This window comes from Sphingomonas sp. MMS24-J13, from assembly GCF_044905095.1.
GTDB lineage: Bacteria > Pseudomonadota > Alphaproteobacteria > Sphingomonadales > Sphingomonadaceae > Sphingomonas_I.
Genome location: NZ_CP173258.1, coordinates 4,804,925 through 4,821,017, shown reverse-complemented (window position 1 = coordinate 4,821,017; position 16,093 = coordinate 4,804,925). Strand labels below are relative to the sequence as shown.

The window sequence follows — 16,093 nt, the reverse complement described above, 5'->3', positions numbered from 1 at the left end:
GTTCAAATATACAACGCAGCCATCTTCCGCCACGCTCGCGCCCGATGCGCGCGCCCGTCCCAGATGTGGAGCCGATGGCTTATGCCCTTGGCGTCGAGCAGGCGGCTCAGATGAAGATTGTTGTCGAGGAACGGATCGGCATCGCCGACCGTCAACACGATATCGATCTGACGTAGCATATCCAGTTGCCCTGGATCGGACAGTCCCGGCAGGAAATGCGGCGGCGTGTGATAGAAGATGTCGTCATTGTAAAAGCCGTCGAACAGATCGCCGAAGCATTCGACGTTCGTCGTCAGATCATAGCGGCCGGAGAAAGCGACCAGCTTGCGAAACAGATGCGGGTGGCGGAAGGTGATGCTCGCGGCCTGAAACGCGCCGAGGCTGCAGCCCATCGCGATGGTGCAATCATGCGCATTGGTCTGCGCCATCAGCGGCATCACCTCGTGCAGGATATAGTCCTCCAGGGCGCCGTGGAGGCCGATGCGATCGGCGGGGTGGATGGTGCGATTATAGAAACTGTGCTGCGCCAGCCCCTCGATACAATACAGCTGGAGATGACCGGCCTCGATCTTGTCAGCGAGGCTTTCGACGACGCGCAAGGTCTCATATTCCCAAAAGCGGCCGTCGCGTGTCGGGAACATCAGCACCTTGGCCCCGGCGTGGCCGAAGATCAGCAACTCCATGTCGCGATGGAGCCGCGGACTGTACCAGCGCCGGTAATCGCGTTTCATGTCGCTCCGAAGAAATGCCCGACCTTCGCCGAAAGCAAGGCGTGCTGCGCCGCGCTGCCCGGATAATCGAAATGTCCTGCATCCAGGATGACGGTTTCGTTGCAATTCGATGGCGGCAGCGCATTGGCGACCGAAAATTGACAAGGGGGTGCCACCGCCGGGTCGAAACAAGCGACCGCCATCAGCATCGGCTGCCGGATCCGGCTGGCGGCCGTCGCGGAATCGAAGAAGCGTAAGGTCTCGATCACACCGGGATGCGCCTTGCGATAGATTTGGGCCGCGTGCGCGCTGCCGATGCTGGGCAGCGTCAGCCACAGCGGCATGTTGCCGAAGGTCGGCACCTCGAGATGGCCGCGATCGATCCTTTCGTCATAGGCGATCCCCAGCGCGCCGATGCCGCCACTGAAGCTGATACCCTTGTAGCCGATCTTTCCTTCCAGCCCGGGATAGAGCCGGAGCAGCGCCGAAACCGCCAGCCAGAGATCCTCGACGCAGCCGCCCAATATATAGCGATCGCGATCGTCGATATGATCGAGCACGTGCCATTGCGGATCGGCCGAGATCGGCGGCCGGCTGCTGCGCCCGAGCCCCCTGAAGCAGGGGAAGAGCAAAGCGGTCTCCTCGACCGGAATATCGAAATCAGGCCTGTCGCGGCCGCCATAGCCATGACCCACGACGAGCCCGCGCCGCACCTGCCCTTGGCGCGGCAGCAGCAGCCAGCCCCCGATCTGGAAATCCCCGGTCGAAGCGTAATTGAGATCGTGAATACGCCACTTCGCATCGATCGAGGCGCGCTCGATCAGATGCGGCCGGGGATTGATCCGAAGTGCCGCGTCATAACGCGCCCGCCAGAAATCGTCGAAGCCGGCCGGCGCTTCGGGTGGTCTGATCGCGCGAAGCTGATCGATACCGAGGCCGGCGGTGGGATCGAAATCGTACGGATGGATCGTCGGGATAGCCATGTGGCGGCCTTCATCGCACAGCAAGCGCGATCCGCCACGCAAAACAGCCTATAGAGGTGGCCTGGTAATGGGGAGGGTGCAGCAATGCGGAAGGCGATCCTGACGGGTCTGGCGCTGTGCGAGCTGACGAGCGCGGCGGGGGCACAGGTCGAGATCATCGACCCGGCCGGGCTCAAATACGACGCCAACAGCGCGCTCGGCATTCCGGCGGCGACGATCGGGTCGCCCGCCACACCGGGCGCACTTTACAGCCTGTTCGTCCGGATCGATCATGGCAAGAGATCGCCGACGCACAGCCATCCTGACGATCGGATCGTGACGGTGCTCAAGGGCACGCTCTATGTCGGGTCGGGTCCCGACCGGCTCGATCCGACGAAGGCGCAGGCGGTGCCGGCGGGGAGCGCGATCCTGATCCGCGCGGGGACGCCGCATTATAGCCTGGCGAAGGATGGCGACGTGCTGGTCGAGGAAACCGGACGCGGGCCTACGGGCACGACGTTGATACCGGGCGCGGCTGGCAATTAAACGAGCCATGGCCACAAACCCGTCATCCCCGCCTGCGCGGGAATGACGGAATAAACGGCTACGACGCGAGAACCCGCTCCAGCAGCGGGCGGCATTCGGCGAAGGTCATGGTCGGCATATCGGCCACCTTGCCGCCATCGTCCCAGCGGCGGACCATCACCGCCTCCGCATGGAAGGGCAACTCCCGGAAACGCGCCATCTCATCGGTCGACATCGGGCCGCCCTGCAGGCGCAGGCTATGCTTCGATGCGGCCGAAAGCGCGTCGTAATATTCGGGCTCGATCGCGCAAAGATAGCGCTTGGCCGCGACATGCATCCGCACGCTCTCGACGACGAGCGGCGGGAAATGCCCGGCCAGCACTGCCGCTCCCGCTTCGTCATGATAGCGATCGACCTCATCATCGGGCGTGTAGGTGCCGAACTCGCTGGTGAAATGGCCGATGTCGTGAAGTAGGGCCGCGGCCACCAGCGCATCGGATGCGCCGGCCGCGCGCGCGAGCGTCGCGGTCTGCAGCATATGCTCGGCCATCGTCACCGCCTCGCCGAGATAGGCCTCGGCCCCGCGCCGTTCGATGATGTCGGCGATCGTGGCGATGATATCGGTCATGCGGCGGCATTCGCCTGTTCGAGCGCGGCTATGCTCGACAGCAGCCCGTCGCGATCGGCGTAGCAGCCCTGCAGATGGCGGTGACCGCCGCTGGTGATCGCCCGCCGCGCATGCAGCACGCGCAGATTGTCGACGATGAACGCCTCGCCCGGCTCGATCTTGAAGCGTACCGCCAGCGCGGGATCCTCGATCAGCTCGGCCATGCGGCGATAGGCGCGGTAAAAGTCCGCCATATCGTCATAGCCGATATCGGTGAAGGGCGCGGCCGAGCGATTGTTGAATCGCACCGCCAGCAATTCGCCATCGGGGCCGAGTTCGATCAGCGGCTTCTTCGATCGTAGCCGCACCCCCGGCGTACCGGCATATTCAAAGCGCGCATTGTGGCCGGCGAGAAGCGCGAAACCGCGCGGCGATTCCGCCTGCAGACGGCGCGCCACCTCGAACCCGTCGATCACGATCGACTCCCCGCCTTCCACCTCGTTGCGCAGGCAGGCGAGGATCTGGAGCCCCGGCGCGGGATCACGATAGGGATTGTCGGTATGCGCCTGCAGCCCGAGATTGGTGTAAGCGAGATTGCTCGGATTGGCCTCGACCCGCACGTCGAAGATGCGGCCATAATTGGTCTCGCGCACATAGCCGAACAGAGCGGCGACGATAGTGGGCACGCCGTTCGTGGTCGGCAGGCCGGTGAGCCGGGCAAAGCCGTAGCGCTGGACTGCCTTGAGCCAATCCAGCCGCGCGGCAGCGTCGTCGCGGACCTGCTCATAGGCCGCGACGGGGCTGTGAGCGGACAGACCGGCATCCCAGCGCGTAATCCCGGGGCCGGTCCAGCCCGCCTCGACCGGGGCCGGCCGGTCATAAGCGTGTGCCGCCAGCCAATCGGCCGCGAAGAGAATCGTCTTGCCCTCGGGTGCGAAGCGGAGGCCGAGCTGGTCGCCCGACCAGGCGGCGTCCACGATTCGCGTTTCGGGCGGGATATCGAGCAAGGTGATCAGGCGCTGGCCATTGCCGGGGCTGCGCGTCGCGGCATCCAGCGCATTGTCGCGCAGCCACAAAGCGTGGAAGCGACGCGTCTGGCCGTCGAGGCAGATCTCGATCGCGGCGCCATCGTCGAGCAGGCGCGTCTTCGGTTCGGCGAGATCGAGCATGTCAGGCCGCATTCGCGAGCGGAATCGCGATCGCCGGCGCCGCATGGTGCCGGTCGGGATCGCCCGCACGACGATAGAAATAGAGCGCCGCCACGATCGTCGCGGCGGTGCCGGCGATGCTGGTGGCATACGCACCACGCGTGAAGAACTGGAGCCAGTTCAACGAGGCCTGTCCGAAATTGCGCCAGAGCAGCAGCATCACGCTCCCCATATAGCCGAACGAATCCGCGACGTAGATCAGGAAGCCGGCATTCGCGATCCGCCCGCTTGCCGCCACCAGCCGATCGAACAGGATCGCATTGATCGGGTTATAGGCGATGTATAGCCCCGATCCGCCGAGGATCATCCACACCAGCGGCGAGATCAGGTGAAGCTGGAACGCGAGCGTGGCGAGGCCGAGCAGGACGAAGCCCGCCGCCACCATCGCATGGATCACCAGCAAGGCGCGGCGATTGTCACGTACCGCGATCACCATCGCCATCCCGACCAAGGCGATCACCGCCACCGGCAGCTCGCTCGCCGAGAAGATCCCCGCCTCCCCGCCATAACCGAGCGCCGTCCAGATCTCGGCGGCGAAATTGTCGCGGAAATCGCGGAAGGCGGTGAGCAGCACATAAGCGAAGATGATCGCGATCAGGCCAGGCGCGTAAGCGCGCAGGAAGCTGCGCCGCTCCGCGCTCGTCATCGGTGCGCGGCGCACGCGTTCGGCCTCGTCGCGCGCACTCGGCGGGGGCAATACGCTCAGCACCCACACCGACAGCAGCAGCATCGGCGCGAACGACAGCCCGGTGGCGGCAGGCATCCACATCCGATCGACATGCCCGTCCTGCATCAGCCAGGAGCCTGCCGATTTGACCACGCCGGAGGAAAGAATGAAACTCGCGCACAGCATCGAGGCAAGCACCTCGGTGATCCGGCGGCCCTCCATATAGCCGTAGACCAACCCCCAGATCATCCCGAGCGGCACGCCGTTGACGAACAGCGTCGCGACATTCCACGGCGCGGGGATCAAAGCGAAGGCGACGAGCGCGAGCCACGACAGGCCGATCAGTCCGAGGATCGCGGCGGCGCGCCGCTGCGGCGCGATCTCCGACACGAACTTCACCCCGATCATCTTCGACAGCGCGTAGCCCGCGACCTGGGCTACGATCAGCGCGATCTTGTAATCGAGTGCGAGATGCCACCCAGGCACACCATCGAACGTCGCGGCGGTGAACGGTTTGCGGAACGCGTACATCGCGAAATAGGCGGAGAAGCCGGCGGTGCCGGCAATGGTCGCAAAGGCCGCCGGATGGGCCCGGGCCAGAGCGCGCTGAAAGCGACCGTCCACCTTGATGCTCCGCCCCGAACGATGGCTGAAGCTATGACAGCTAGCGCCGCAATGTGACGGTCTCGCGTCTTACCTATCGTCGCCCCTGCGTAGGCAGGGGCCCATGTCTCTCGCCTTGCAGATGCCATCAAACATGATGAGAGCCATGGATCCCCGCCTGCGCAGGGATGACGGTGGTTATCGAACCACGGTCATCACAGCTTGACCCGCGCCATCCCGGCCGCCGCGTAACGCGGTCCCGCCGTGCTCCCCGCCGGCGCCGCCGCCTCGATCGCGGCGAGATCCTCCTCGCTTAGCGTCACGTCGGGCGCGCCCGCGCTGTCACGCATCGTCTCGCTGCGCTTCACGCCGGGGATCGGCACGATGTCCTCGCCCTGCGCGAGGAGCCAGGCGAGCGCGATCTGCGCGTTCGAGACGCCGTGGCGCGCGGCGACCGCGCCGATCGCATCGACGATGGCGAGGTTCTTCGGCATGTTCTCGGGCGAATAGCGCGGATCGTTGCGGCGCCAATCGTCGGCGGGCAATTCGTCGAGACTGCGGATCGTGCCGGTCAGAAAACCACGGCCGAGCGGGCTGTAGGGCACGAAGCCGATCCCGTTCTCGCGGCAGGCGGCAAGGATATCGCCCTCCACATCGCGCTCCCAGATCGAATATTCGCTCTGCAACGCCGCGATCGGATGGACCTTGGCGGCGCGACGGACGGTATCGGCGGCGGCCTCGGACAGGCCGAGGAAGCGGACCTTCCCCTCCTTCACCAGCTCGGCCATGCCGCCGACGGTCTCCTCGATCGGCACGTTCGGATCGACGCGATGCTGGTAGAACAGGTCGATCGTGTCGATGCCGAGCCGCTTCAGCGACCCCTCGCACGCGCGCCGGGCATTTTCGGGGCTGCCGTCGGTCCCAACCGGCGTGTCGCCATCCCAGCGCATCGCGAACTTGGTGGCGATGACGAGGCCTTCGCGCTTGCCCTTGATCGCGGCGCCGACCAGCTCCTCGTTGCGGAACGGGCCGTACATTTCCGCGGTGTCGAAGAAGGTGATGCCGAGATCGATCGCCTCATGGATCGTTCGCGTCGAGACATCGTCGTCGGCGATGCCATAATTGATGTTGCCGTTGCGGATCATAGGCATGCAGCCGATGCCGATCGCGGAGACCGTCAGGTCGGGGCCCAAATTGCGGTATTTCATGCGGGATAGCCTCCAGAATATTGGTCGCCCGCCCGGCGGCGAAGCTTGTGTTCCCACCGCTTTAGATGGGTTCGAACCGATCGGCGCCGCAGCCCGATTCGATCGAACTCTTGCCCGATCCTGTCAAACGCCCTGCTGTTCCCGCAAGGCCATGAGCGACGCGATCCGCTCGGCGGCCTCGCTCGTGGCGGGATTATAGACGATCATCCCCAGATCGGGCCGCCCCTCGACCGAGAAGGTCGAGAATTCCAGTTCGAGCAGGCCGATCTCGGGATGGTGGATGCGCTTCACCCCCTCGCCATGCGCGGCGATATCGTTCTCGCGCCAGAGCATCGCGAATTCCGGGCTGGTGCGGGACAATTCCTCGACCAGATCGGCGATCTCCGCGCCCGCGCCGGCCCGCATCGCATCGGCGCGGAAGGCGCCCACGACGAAGCGCGCGACTTTCATCCAGTCCTCCTGCACCGTGCGGACCCGCGGATGGGAGAAGATCAGCCGCAGGATGTTGCGCTGCTCGCGCGGAAGCTGCGCATAATCGGTCAGCACCGCCGCCGCTGCGCGGTTCCACGCGACCACGTCCCATGTCGCGGTCTTGATGATCGTCGGGCTGGCCGGCATCGCATCGATCACGCGCTGAAGCCGCGGCGAGATGCCCTCGCTATCCCGGTAACGCGGCTCGGGCGGGTGGCCGAGCGCGAGGACGAACATATGTTCGCGCTCAGCCTCGGTCAGCATCAGTCCGGCGGCGATGCGGTTGAGCACGTCGGTCGAGGGCGCCCCTCCCCGCCCCTGCTCGAGCCAGGTATACCAGGTCGGGCTGATATTGGCGCGCAGCGCCACCTCTTCGCGGCGCAGGCCGGGGGTGCGGCGGCGCCCGGCGGCGAAGCCGAACGTGGCCGGATCCATCCGCGTGCGGCGATCGCGCAGGAAGGCACCGAGGCGATTGCTGCTTTCGTGAGGCACAGCCGATCCTGTTGAGGTTTATACCATGATAATGTCACTACTTTAACAGGAAGCAAGCTAGACCGACATGCCGCTCCGGACAATATCGGAGAGCTTCCATGCGCGTATTTCTCACCGGTGCGACCGGTTTCATCGGATCCCGCATCGCGCCCGAATTGCTGGCTGCCGGGCATCAGGTGCTGGGCATGACCCGTTCGGAGGCAGGCGCGGAGGCGCTCCGTAAAGTGGGTGCCGAGGCGCATCTCGCCACGTTGGAGGATCTCGACAGTATCCGTGCCGGTGCCGAGCAGGCGGATGCGGTAATTCACACCGCCTTCGATCATAACTTTTCGAACTTCGTCGCCAATTGCGAGAAGGATAAGCGGGTGATCGAAGCGCTGGGGTCGGTGCTCAAGGGCTCCGACCGGCCGATCCTGATAACCTCGGGTACCGGGTTGGGCGATCCGGGTCACGGCGAGCCGGCACGCGAAGATGTGTTCAACAAGGGCCATCCCAATCCGCGGATATTGTCCGAACTGACCGGCGAGGCGTTATCGGAGGCGGGCATCGACGTCCGCGTCGTGCGACTTCCGCAGGTGCACGACACGGTCAGGCAGGGGCTGATCACACCGGTCGTCGCGATCTCGCGGGAGAAAGGCCGCGTGGCATATGTCGGCGAGGGCCTCAATCGCTGGCCGGCGGCGCCGGTGCTGGACGTGGCCAAGCTCTACGTGCTGGCGCTCGACAAGGGCGAAGCCGGCGCGCGCTACCATGCGGTGGCCGAGGAAGGCATCACGGCGCGCGCGATCGCCGAGGTGCTGGGTGAGGGATTGCGCCTGCCCGTCGTCTCGCTGTCGCCGGAAGAGGTGCCGCAGCATTTCGGCTGGATGGCGATGTTCGCTGCGCTGGATATGCCGGCCTCCAGCGCCTGGACCCGCACGCAGCTCGGCTGGGAGCCGACCGGACCGAGCCTGATCGCGGATTTGAAGGCAATGGATTACGGCGCGTAATTATCCTCCCCGCGCCGGGGAGGACCTAAACGAGCACCGGTTGCGCCTCGCGCCCAACCTCACCGAACACGCGCAGATAGCGTTCGATCTCCGCCGGCTCGCCCGTCGCCTTGGTAGGATTGTCGGATAGCTTCACCGCCGGGCGGCCATTCGCGCTCGTGACCTTACAGACGAGCGAGATCGGCTCGAGCGCCGCGGCACCATCGGGATCGCAGCCGCGGAAATCGTTGGTGAGGTTGGTGCCCCAGCCGAAGCTCAGCCGCACCCGGCCGTCGAAATGGCGGTAGGTCTGCTCGATCGTGTCGATATCCATGCCATCCGAGAAGATCAGCAACTTGGTGCGCAGATCGCGGCCCTGTTCCTGCCACCATCGGATGATCTGCTCGCCCGCCTCGATCGGCGGGGCGCTGTCGGGGCGGAAGCCGGTCCAGTCGGCGAGCCAAGCCGGCGCGCCGGCCAGGAAAGATGTGGTGCCGAATGCGTCGGGCAGAGCGATCAACAGATTGCCGTTATAATGCTGCTGCCATTCCTCCAGCACGCGGTATGGCGCCTGTGCGAGAGCGGCATCATCCTCGGCCAAAGCCGCCGCGACCATCGGCAGTTCGTGCGCATTGGTGCCGATCGCCTCCAGATCGGCGTCCATCGCCAGCAGCACGTTCGACGTGCCGATGAAGCGCTGGCCAAGCCCCTCCTTCAGCGCCTCGACGCACCAGCGCTGCCACAGAAAGCCGTGGCGACGGCGCGTGCCGAAATCGGACAGACGCAGATCGGGCAGGTCGCGCAACCGCTCGACCTTTTGCCACAGCTTCGCCTTGGCGCGGGCGTAGAGAATATCGAGCGCGAACTTGCCCTTGTCGCGCATCGCCGCGCGCGATTTGAGCTCGTTGATGATCGCGAGCGCGGGGATCTCCCACATCGTCGTGTGGGTCCAGGGCCCGTCGAAATGCAGTTCATACTGCCCATCGGCCTTGCGCAGATCATAATCGGGCAGGCGGAAATCGGCGAGCCAGGCGATGAAATCCGGGCTGAACATCTGCGCCTTGCCGTAGAAGCTGTTGCCGGCGAGCCAGATCAGCTCCTTCTTGGTGAAACGCACCGTGCGGGCATGATCGAGCTGCGCGCGCAATTCGCCTTCGTCGATGATGTCGGCCAGCCGCACCGTGCGCGTGCGGTTGATCAGCGAGAAAGTGGCGCGGACATCCGGATGCACGTGCCGGATCATCTGCAGCATGAGCAATTTGTAGAAATCGGTGTCGAGCAGGCTGCGCACGATCGGATCGAGCCGGAAATTATGGTCGTAGGTGCGGGTGGCGATATCGGTGACGGCCATGACGGGCTTCCGGATCTATCGTTGGACACGGTACAGTTCGGCGGGGCGATACGAGGTATCGGTCTCGTAAGTGCCAGTCGGCACCACCCACCCTTTGTCGAGCATGCGCCGGCGGAAGGCCGATTTGTTCACCGTCTCGCCGAGGATCGCCTCGTGAACATCCTGCAACTGACGCAGCGTGAAAAGATCGGGCAGCAGGGCGAAGCCGACATCCGAATAATCGAGCTTGCCGCGCAGCCGCTGCATCGCCGCAGCGACGATATCGCGATGGTCGAACGCCAGCGGCAGATTTTCGCCGGCCATGGTGAGGGTGCGGACCGGGCCGGCAAACGGCGCCGGGCGGGGCATATCGATCAAAGCCGGCGCCAGCATCGGCGCGTGCGTGCGGGCATCGGCAAAGGCCGCCGGGTTCATCAGCGCGAGATAGGCGACGGTTATGATCCGGCTGCGCGGGTCGCGATCGACCGCGCCGAACGTATAGAGCTGCTCGAGATGGGCATTGGCGATCCCGACTTTCTCGCGCAGCACGCGCAACGCGGCGGTATCGAGCGCTTCATCGATGCCGACGAAGCCGCCTGGCAACGCCCAGCGCCCGGCATGCGGATGCTGAGTCCGCTGCCCCAGCAAGACCCCCAGCCGTTTGCCCCACAGGCCGATCAACACCAGATCGACCGTTACCGAGGGGCGATCGAAGGCACCGGCATCATAGCCCTGAAGAAAGTCGGCTTCCGTCACGACATCCCACCTTATACGTAAGTTGCGATTTACTTATATCCTAAATATGTATATGTCAAAGGCTGAGGCCGGAGAGTGAAGATGCGCCGCTTCGTAATCGTGGTGGATACCCAAAGGGACTTCATGGCGCCCGACGGCGCTCTTAGCGTAACCGGCGCCGACGCTTTGATCGAGCCGATGGAGGCCTGGCTGGCGAAGCTGAATCCGGCCGAAACCGAGGGCGTACTCTTCACCTTCGATACGCACGATCCCGACGTCTATGCGACGTCGCCCGAGGCCGCGGCTTTTCCGATCCATTGCGTCCGCGGCACGGCCGGCTGGTCCAACATGCTCGATCCCGCTTTGCTCGATCCGGCCATCCCTGCCTGGCGGATCGAGAAAGCCGTGTTCGACATGTGGGCCGAGCCCGCCCTGACACTGAAGAATGCCCGCTCGCCTCGTTCGGACGCGGTACGGCGCGACACGTTCTTCGAAGCGCTGAAAGCGCGGCGGGTCGAGGCAGTGATCGTGATCGGGGTTGCGGCCGATTATTGCGTGCGCTGGGCGATCGACGGACTCGTATCGCGCGGCTTCAGCGTGACCGTGCCGGCCGGGCTGACCCGGGGCATCGATCGGACGATCGAGCAGGTCAAGTGCGACGATTTTGCGCAGGCCGACGTGCACATCGCCTGATCCCGACCTCCGGCCCCGCGGCATTTTCCTTTGGATTATCCTGCGCTTTCCTGCGCATGCTCGATTGGTACGGAATCATTACGATTTGCGGGTAGCATCAGAAATCGTGTCGGCCCCGCCTTTGATATCTGCCAAACGTAAGGCCTTCACGGCTGGCAACGGAATGAAGCAGGCGTTCCAGTTTCGCGCTGGGTCGCTCGGCCTATTCCGTTGCTTCGCGCTTGTGTTCGCCCTCCTGGCGTTCGCTCCTGCGCAGGCCGCCGGACGCTGGGGCGATCTCGCAGCAACCGCGTTCCACAATTACGGACGCGACCAGGGCCTGCCACATCCAGTGCCAACTGCACTCGCACAGGATCGCCTGGGCTTCCTGTGGATCGGGACGCAGGGCGGGCTTGCGCGTTGGGACGGCTATCGTTTCCAGACATGGCGCGCCAATCCATCGGTCGCCGGCAGCCTGCCTGACGATTGGGTCCAGACGCTCCATGTCGATCCGGCCGGACGGCTGTGGATCGGCACGACCGCCGGCCATCTTGCTTATTACGACGGCGTGCGCGACCGGTTCGTCGCAGTGCCCCTCGGTCTCGCGGCCGGGCATATCCATGTCGGCGCGATCGTCGACGACGGCAATGGCGGTCTGTGGATCGGCACCGACGACGGGCTGCGGCATCTCGATCCGGCCGCACGGACTGTCAGCGCGATCCCGAATGCGGGGGGCGCGGTGCTGTCGCTGCTGCGCGATCATCGCGGTACGCTCTGGGCCGGCACCGCGACCGGCCTCCTACGCCGCGCGGCAGGAACGACCGCGTTTATCGCCGTGCCGATCGCCGGCATGACCGCAGGCATATCGGCACTGCTCGAAGAGCCGAACGGCCGCATCTGGATCGGCACGACACAGAACGGCTTGTTCGCAATCGATTCGCCCGACGCCGCGCCGCGGCCGATCGGCGGCACCATCGCTATTGCCCCCCATTCGATCTCCGCGCTGACGCTTGCCGGCAGCCATGAGATCTGGGCGGGCCTTCGCAGTTCCGGGATCGTCGCGATCGATACCCGCACCGGCGAGACGCGGGAGATTCGCCACGACCGCACGCTGCCCAACAGCCTGGCGCACGACGATGTGTGGGCCTTGCTCACCGACAACGCTGGATCGATCTGGGTCGGCGGTACTGGCGGGCTCGGCTGTCACCTCCCCGCCCCCGGGGGCCTGATCTCGACCGTATTCGGTGCGCTCGACCGCCCCGACAGCCTGATCGGCGCCGATGTCTTGTCGATATTGTCGACCCGCGATGGCCGCCTCTGGCTGGGATATGTCGACGGCGGGGTCGACATAATCGATCCCGTGCGTGGCCGGGTTGCCGCACTCCGCCCGGGCCGAAATGGACTGCCGCGCGAGCCGGTGTTCGCGATGGTCGAGGGCGCGGATGGAACCGTCTATATCGGCACGCGCCGTGGGCTCTTCGCCAGCGACGGCGCGGGGCGATCGGCTCGCCCGATCCTGCTCGGCGGGGCCGATCCGCACATGGCGATCAACGCGCTGCTGCTGGACGGCGGGCGGCTCTGGATCGGGGGCGAGCGCGAAGGGCTATGGCGTGGGACAGTGCATGGCCGCGGAACGATCGCGCTCGAGCAGGTCGATCCCGCCAAACTCTCCAATTCGAACATCACCGCGATCGTTCGCGGCACAGGCCGTGATCTGTGGGTCGGCACCCGCAACGGCCTCAACCGGGTCGATCTGGCGAGCGGATCGATCGATAAGATCATGGCCGATCCCGCCGACCGCAAAGCGCTGGGCGGACGCTTCGTCTCCGGAATGCTGATCGATCGCAAGGGTCGGCTGTGGGTCGCCACGTTCGGCGGCGGGCTGGCGCTTGCCACCGGCCGCTCGGCCGATGGCCGGCCGATCTTTCGCCGCTTCGGGCAGGCCGAAGGTTTGCCGCACAGCAATGTCGACAGTCTGGCGATGGACGGCGCGGGCACGATCTGGGCCGCCACCGATGACGGGCTGGCGATGATAGATCCGGCGAATTTCGCAATCCGATCGATCGCGCCCTCGGACGGATCGCTGTTGCGTGACTATTTCGTCGGATCGCGCGGGACCGATGCCGCCGGGGAAGCCCTGTTCGGCGCCAAGGGTGGGCTCACGATCGTGCGTCCGGGCGTACTGCCGCGTTGGAGCTTCAAGGCTCCTATCGTCGTGACCGATCTGCGCGTCGGCGGCGTCGTCCGGCCGATCGGCCCGGTCAATGCCGGCGGCGATATGGCACCCATCCTCCTGACCCACGACACCAATAGCCTCGCGGTCGAATTCGCGGCACTCGATTTCACGGCGCCCGATCATAATCGCTACGCCTATAAACTCGACGGCTTCGATCGCGACTGGACCGAGACCGATCCGAGCCGCCGCCTCGCCTCCTACACCAATTTGCCCCCCGGCGATTATGTGCTGCGCCTGCGCGGCAGCAACCGCGACGGGGTCTGGACCGAGCGCGGTCTATCCATTCCGATACGCGTTCAACCGGCCTGGCATCAGCGCGACTGGGTCCGCATCGCGGTGGCGGCGATCCTGCTCTGGGGGGCTTGGCGCTGATGCGCTGGCGCACGCGCCATCTTCAGCGCCGGCAAAGCGAACTCGAACAACAGATTGCCGACCGCACCGCGGACTTGCAGGCAGCCAACGAGCGGCTGATGATGCTGACCCGCACCGATACGCTGACCGGACTCGCCAGCCGCCAGCATTTCGTGGAGGGGGCGCGCGAGTTCATCGCGCTCGCCCACCGTGTCGCCGTGCCGTGCAGCCTGATCGTTCTGGATCTCGACGAGTTCAAGCGCGTCAACGACACGTGGGGTCATCCGGCCGGGGACGCCGCGCTCGCGATGACGGGCAAGATCCTCTCCGGCCTCGTGCGCGTGAGTGATCTGGTGGGCCGGCTGGGCGGCGAAGAGTTCGCGATCGCCATGCCGCATACCGATATCGCCGGTGCCGAATTGCTCGCCGAACGCCTGCGCGCCGCCATCGCCGCCGGCCGCGTCGACACGGATGCCGGGACGATCGGGGTGACCGCGAGCTTCGGCGTTGCCGAATTGGCGGCGCAGGAGGATTTCGACAGTCTCTATGCGCGCGCCGATGCCGCGCTTTACTTGGCCAAGGAACGTGGCCGGAACCGGATCGAGTTGGCTGAGGCTTGACCGGTCGGCGGCCAAACAATAACACTCGTTACAATCAGAATATCTTCGATGACGGAGGGGTTGGTGGGCGGCACGCCGGATATCATCGTGTTGGGGGGCGGATCGGGCGGTTGCGCGATGGCCGGGCGGCTGGCTGAAGCCGGGGTTAAGGTCCTGCTGCTCGAGGCGGGCAAGGATGACCGCCACTACAAATTGCGCATCCCCGCCCTGACCAGTTCGGTCGTCCAGAACACCGATTTCGACTGGAAATATCTGGCCGAACCCGATCCCACGATCGGCGGACGGCAGGATGTGTGGCCGGGCGGCAAGCGGCTCGGCGGCGGCAGCTCGATCAACGGCATGATGTATGTCCGCGGCCATGCCTGGGATTACGACCATTGGGCTGCATTGGGCGCGACCGGCTGGGGCGCCGCGGACGTGCTGCCTTATTTCCGGCGGATGGAGACCAATAGCCGCGGTGCCAGCCCATGGCGCGGCGGATCGGGCCCGGTCGGCGTTTCGGATTCGGCACTGAGCTACAGGATCATCGACGATTGGGTGAAGGCGGCCGAGGCGCAGGGCATCCGCCGCAGCAGGGATCATAACGGCGAGCATGCAGCCGAGGGCACGGACTATGCCCAGCTGACGCAGCGCCACGGTCTGCGCAGTTCGGCGACGACCTATCTCAAGATGCCGGGGGTCGCCGCCAATCTGGAGGTGCGCACCCAATGCGTCGCGCGCCGCCTGCTGGTCGAGGAAGATCGCGTCGTCGGCGTCGAATATGATCAGGACGGGCAGACCAAACAGGTGCGTTCGCGCCATGGCGTGGTGCTGTCGGCAGGCAGCCTCAACAGCCCGCGCCTGCTGATGCTGTCGGGCTTCGGCCCGGGGGGCATCTGCAGGAGATGGGGATCGGCGTGCGCCGCGATCTGCCCGGCGTCGGCGCCAATTTGCAGGAGCATGTCGGCACGCATCTGGTCAATGAGGTCAACACGCCGACGATCAACAGTGAGGCGCGCGGCCTCGCGCTGATGCGCAACCTCGCCGCCTTCCTGTTCCAGCGGCGCGGTATCCTGACGACCTCGGTCGGCCATGCGCAGGCCTTCCTCAACACCCGGCCGGGCCTGCCTGCGCCCAACATCCAGATCTCGTTCACCGCCTTCGCCTTCGATCTCGACGGGCAGGGCCGGCTGGTCCTGCGCAAGGCGCCGGCGGTGAGCACGGTGGTGTGCATCGCCCGCCCGCAATCGCGCGGCAGGCTGACCTTGGCCTCGGCCGACCCCTTCGTCCAGCCGGTGATCCGGCATCGGCTCTACGGCGTCGAGGACGATCTCGATCAGGTGTGCGAGGGCCTCGAAATCGCGCGCAGCATCATGCAGCAGCCGCAGGTGGCGAAGTATGTCACCGGCGAGATCCGACCCGGTGCGGGCGTGCATGGCGAGGCGCTCAAGCAGTTCGCGACGATGGCCTCGATCCCGCTCTATCACCCGGTCGGCACGTGCAAGATGGGCGCAGTGGACGATAACGAGGCTGTGGTCGATCCGAACCTGAAGCTGCGCGGAATCGAGGGCTTGTGGGTCGCAGACGCTTCGGTGTTCCCGACCCTGCCGGTGGGCAACACCAATGCGACGTCGATGCTGATCGGCGACAAAGGCGCCGATCATGTGTTGCGCGCGATCGGCAGGCAGCCGTTAGGGGCGAAGGCGATGGGCGCATAACTCTCGGAATCCTCCCCGCGATTTCGCGGGG

At 65.5% G+C, this 16,093-nt stretch carries 16 protein-coding genes; 7 read left to right on the top strand and 9 right to left on the bottom strand.

Features of this window, described 5'->3' with window-relative positions:
- Positions 1 to 2: 2 nt before the first annotated feature.
- A complete protein-coding gene (locus AB4Z44_RS22515; RefSeq protein WP_404711883.1) occupies positions 3 to 731 on the bottom strand; it encodes an esterase family protein in 729 nt (242 codons plus the stop codon).
- Positions 728 to 1,693 (bottom strand): acetylxylan esterase, encoded by a 966-nt coding sequence (locus tag AB4Z44_RS22510; protein ID WP_404711882.1) that lies wholly within the window; start codon positions 1,691 to 1,693, stop codon positions 728 to 730. The genes AB4Z44_RS22515 and AB4Z44_RS22510 overlap by 4 nt, the downstream gene beginning before the upstream one ends.
- Positions 1,694 to 1,777: 84 nt before the next feature.
- Here AB4Z44_RS22510 and AB4Z44_RS22505 point away from each other — a divergent pair, with 84 nt between their 5' ends.
- On the top strand, positions 1,778 to 2,218 hold the full coding sequence (locus AB4Z44_RS22505; protein WP_404711881.1) for a cupin domain-containing protein: 441 nt from the start codon (positions 1,778 to 1,780) through the stop codon (positions 2,216 to 2,218).
- A 58-nt stretch (positions 2,219 to 2,276) separates the two neighbouring features.
- On the opposite strand, the gene AB4Z44_RS22500 is transcribed toward AB4Z44_RS22505, so the two are convergent.
- The 5 genes from AB4Z44_RS22500 to AB4Z44_RS22480 all read right to left on the bottom strand — a co-directional run bounded on the left by AB4Z44_RS22500 (position 2,277) and on the right by AB4Z44_RS22480 (position 7,396).
- Positions 2,277 to 2,825 (bottom strand): HD domain-containing protein, encoded by a 549-nt coding sequence (locus AB4Z44_RS22500; protein WP_404711880.1) that lies wholly within the window; start codon positions 2,823 to 2,825, stop codon positions 2,277 to 2,279.
- Positions 2,822 to 3,973, bottom strand: a complete 1,152-nt coding sequence (locus tag AB4Z44_RS22495) for a TauD/TfdA family dioxygenase (protein ID WP_404711879.1) — start codon at positions 3,971 to 3,973, stop codon at positions 2,822 to 2,824. The genes AB4Z44_RS22500 and AB4Z44_RS22495 overlap by 4 nt, the downstream gene beginning before the upstream one ends.
- Position 3,974: 1 nt before the next feature.
- A complete protein-coding gene (locus AB4Z44_RS22490; protein ID WP_404711878.1) occupies positions 3,975 to 5,303 on the bottom strand; it encodes a DUF5690 family protein in 1,329 nt (442 codons plus the stop codon).
- Positions 5,304 to 5,497: 194 nt separating this feature from the next.
- On the bottom strand, positions 5,498 to 6,490 hold the full coding sequence (locus AB4Z44_RS22485; RefSeq protein WP_404711877.1) for an aldo/keto reductase: 993 nt from the start codon (positions 6,488 to 6,490) through the stop codon (positions 5,498 to 5,500).
- Positions 6,491 to 6,613: 123 nt separating this feature from the next.
- Positions 6,614 to 7,396, bottom strand: coding sequence for a helix-turn-helix transcriptional regulator (locus AB4Z44_RS22480; RefSeq protein WP_404714310.1), 783 nt, complete (start codon positions 7,394 to 7,396; stop codon positions 6,614 to 6,616).
- Between the two features lie 155 nt (positions 7,397 to 7,551).
- On the opposite strand from AB4Z44_RS22480, the gene AB4Z44_RS22475 reads away from it, so the two are divergent.
- Complete coding sequence (locus AB4Z44_RS22475) at positions 7,552 to 8,442, top strand: SDR family oxidoreductase (RefSeq protein WP_404711876.1); 891 nt, start codon at positions 7,552 to 7,554, stop codon at positions 8,440 to 8,442.
- A 25-nt stretch (positions 8,443 to 8,467) separates the two neighbouring features.
- Here the strand turns inward: AB4Z44_RS22475 and pncB are convergent, their stop codons facing one another.
- Together pncB and AB4Z44_RS22465 are read right to left on the bottom strand one after the other, a co-directional pair.
- Entirely contained in the window at positions 8,468 to 9,772 is a 1,305-nt protein-coding gene (gene pncB / locus AB4Z44_RS22470; protein ID WP_404711875.1) for a nicotinate phosphoribosyltransferase, read from the bottom strand.
- A gap of 15 nt (positions 9,773 to 9,787) precedes the next feature.
- On the bottom strand, positions 9,788 to 10,507 hold the full coding sequence (locus AB4Z44_RS22465) for an NUDIX hydrolase (RefSeq protein ID WP_404711874.1): 720 nt from the start codon (positions 10,505 to 10,507) through the stop codon (positions 9,788 to 9,790).
- A gap of 81 nt (positions 10,508 to 10,588) precedes the next feature.
- Here AB4Z44_RS22465 and AB4Z44_RS22460 point away from each other — a divergent pair, with 81 nt between their 5' ends.
- The 5 genes from AB4Z44_RS22460 to AB4Z44_RS22440 all read left to right on the top strand — a co-directional run bounded on the left by AB4Z44_RS22460 (position 10,589) and on the right by AB4Z44_RS22440 (position 16,062).
- Positions 10,589 to 11,179, top strand: coding sequence for a cysteine hydrolase family protein (locus AB4Z44_RS22460; RefSeq protein ID WP_404711873.1), 591 nt, complete (start codon positions 10,589 to 10,591; stop codon positions 11,177 to 11,179).
- Between the two features lie 163 nt (positions 11,180 to 11,342).
- The gene (locus tag AB4Z44_RS22455; protein ID WP_404711872.1) at positions 11,343 to 13,766 is read left to right on the top strand and encodes a two-component regulator propeller domain-containing protein; all 2,424 of its coding nucleotides are present in this window, start codon (positions 11,343 to 11,345) and stop codon (positions 13,764 to 13,766) included.
- Entirely contained in the window at positions 13,766 to 14,365 is a 600-nt protein-coding gene (locus tag AB4Z44_RS22450) for a GGDEF domain-containing protein (RefSeq protein WP_404714309.1), read from the top strand. The genes AB4Z44_RS22455 and AB4Z44_RS22450 overlap by 1 nt, the downstream gene beginning before the upstream one ends.
- A gap of 48 nt (positions 14,366 to 14,413) precedes the next feature.
- Positions 14,414 to 15,376 carry a GMC family oxidoreductase gene (locus tag AB4Z44_RS22445; protein ID WP_404711871.1) on the top strand — a complete coding sequence of 321 codons (963 nt, stop codon included), beginning with the start codon at positions 14,414 to 14,416 and terminating at the stop codon, positions 15,374 to 15,376.
- Complete coding sequence (locus AB4Z44_RS22440; RefSeq protein ID WP_404711870.1) at positions 15,262 to 16,062, top strand: GMC family oxidoreductase; 801 nt, start codon at positions 15,262 to 15,264, stop codon at positions 16,060 to 16,062. The genes AB4Z44_RS22445 and AB4Z44_RS22440 overlap by 115 nt, the downstream gene beginning before the upstream one ends.
- Positions 16,063 to 16,093 lie beyond the last annotated feature (31 nt).

Excerpts from the sequence above, each read along its gene's own strand:
- pncB (WP_404711875.1), bottom strand. The coding sequence starts at position 9,772 with ATGGCCGTCACCGATATCGCCACCCGCACCTACGACCATAATTTCCGG.
- AB4Z44_RS22460 (WP_404711873.1), top strand. The coding sequence starts at position 10,589 with ATGCGCCGCTTCGTAATCGTGGTGGATACCCAAAGGGACTTCATGGCG.
- AB4Z44_RS22500 (WP_404711880.1), bottom strand. The coding sequence starts at position 2,825 with ATGACCGATATCATCGCCACGATCGCCGACATCATCGAACGGCGCGGG.
- AB4Z44_RS22510 (WP_404711882.1), bottom strand. The coding sequence starts at position 1,693 with ATGGCTATCCCGACGATCCATCCGTACGATTTCGATCCCACCGCCGGC.
- AB4Z44_RS22485 (WP_404711877.1), bottom strand. The coding sequence starts at position 6,490 with ATGAAATACCGCAATTTGGGCCCCGACCTGACGGTCTCCGCGATCGGC.
- AB4Z44_RS22455 (WP_404711872.1), top strand. The coding sequence starts at position 11,343 with ATGAAGCAGGCGTTCCAGTTTCGCGCTGGGTCGCTCGGCCTATTCCGT.
- AB4Z44_RS22475 (WP_404711876.1), top strand. The coding sequence starts at position 7,552 with ATGCGCGTATTTCTCACCGGTGCGACCGGTTTCATCGGATCCCGCATC.
- AB4Z44_RS22445 (WP_404711871.1), top strand. The coding sequence starts at position 14,414 with ATGACGGAGGGGTTGGTGGGCGGCACGCCGGATATCATCGTGTTGGGG.
- AB4Z44_RS22480 (WP_404714310.1), bottom strand. The coding sequence starts at position 7,396 with ATGGATCCGGCCACGTTCGGCTTCGCCGCCGGGCGCCGCCGCACCCCC.
- AB4Z44_RS22450 (WP_404714309.1), top strand. The coding sequence starts at position 13,766 with ATGCGCTGGCGCACGCGCCATCTTCAGCGCCGGCAAAGCGAACTCGAA.
- AB4Z44_RS22505 (WP_404711881.1), top strand. The coding sequence starts at position 1,778 with ATGCGGAAGGCGATCCTGACGGGTCTGGCGCTGTGCGAGCTGACGAGC.
- AB4Z44_RS22495 (WP_404711879.1), bottom strand. The coding sequence starts at position 3,973 with ATGCTCGATCTCGCCGAACCGAAGACGCGCCTGCTCGACGATGGCGCC.
- AB4Z44_RS22515 (WP_404711883.1), bottom strand. The coding sequence starts at position 731 with ATGAAACGCGATTACCGGCGCTGGTACAGTCCGCGGCTCCATCGCGAC.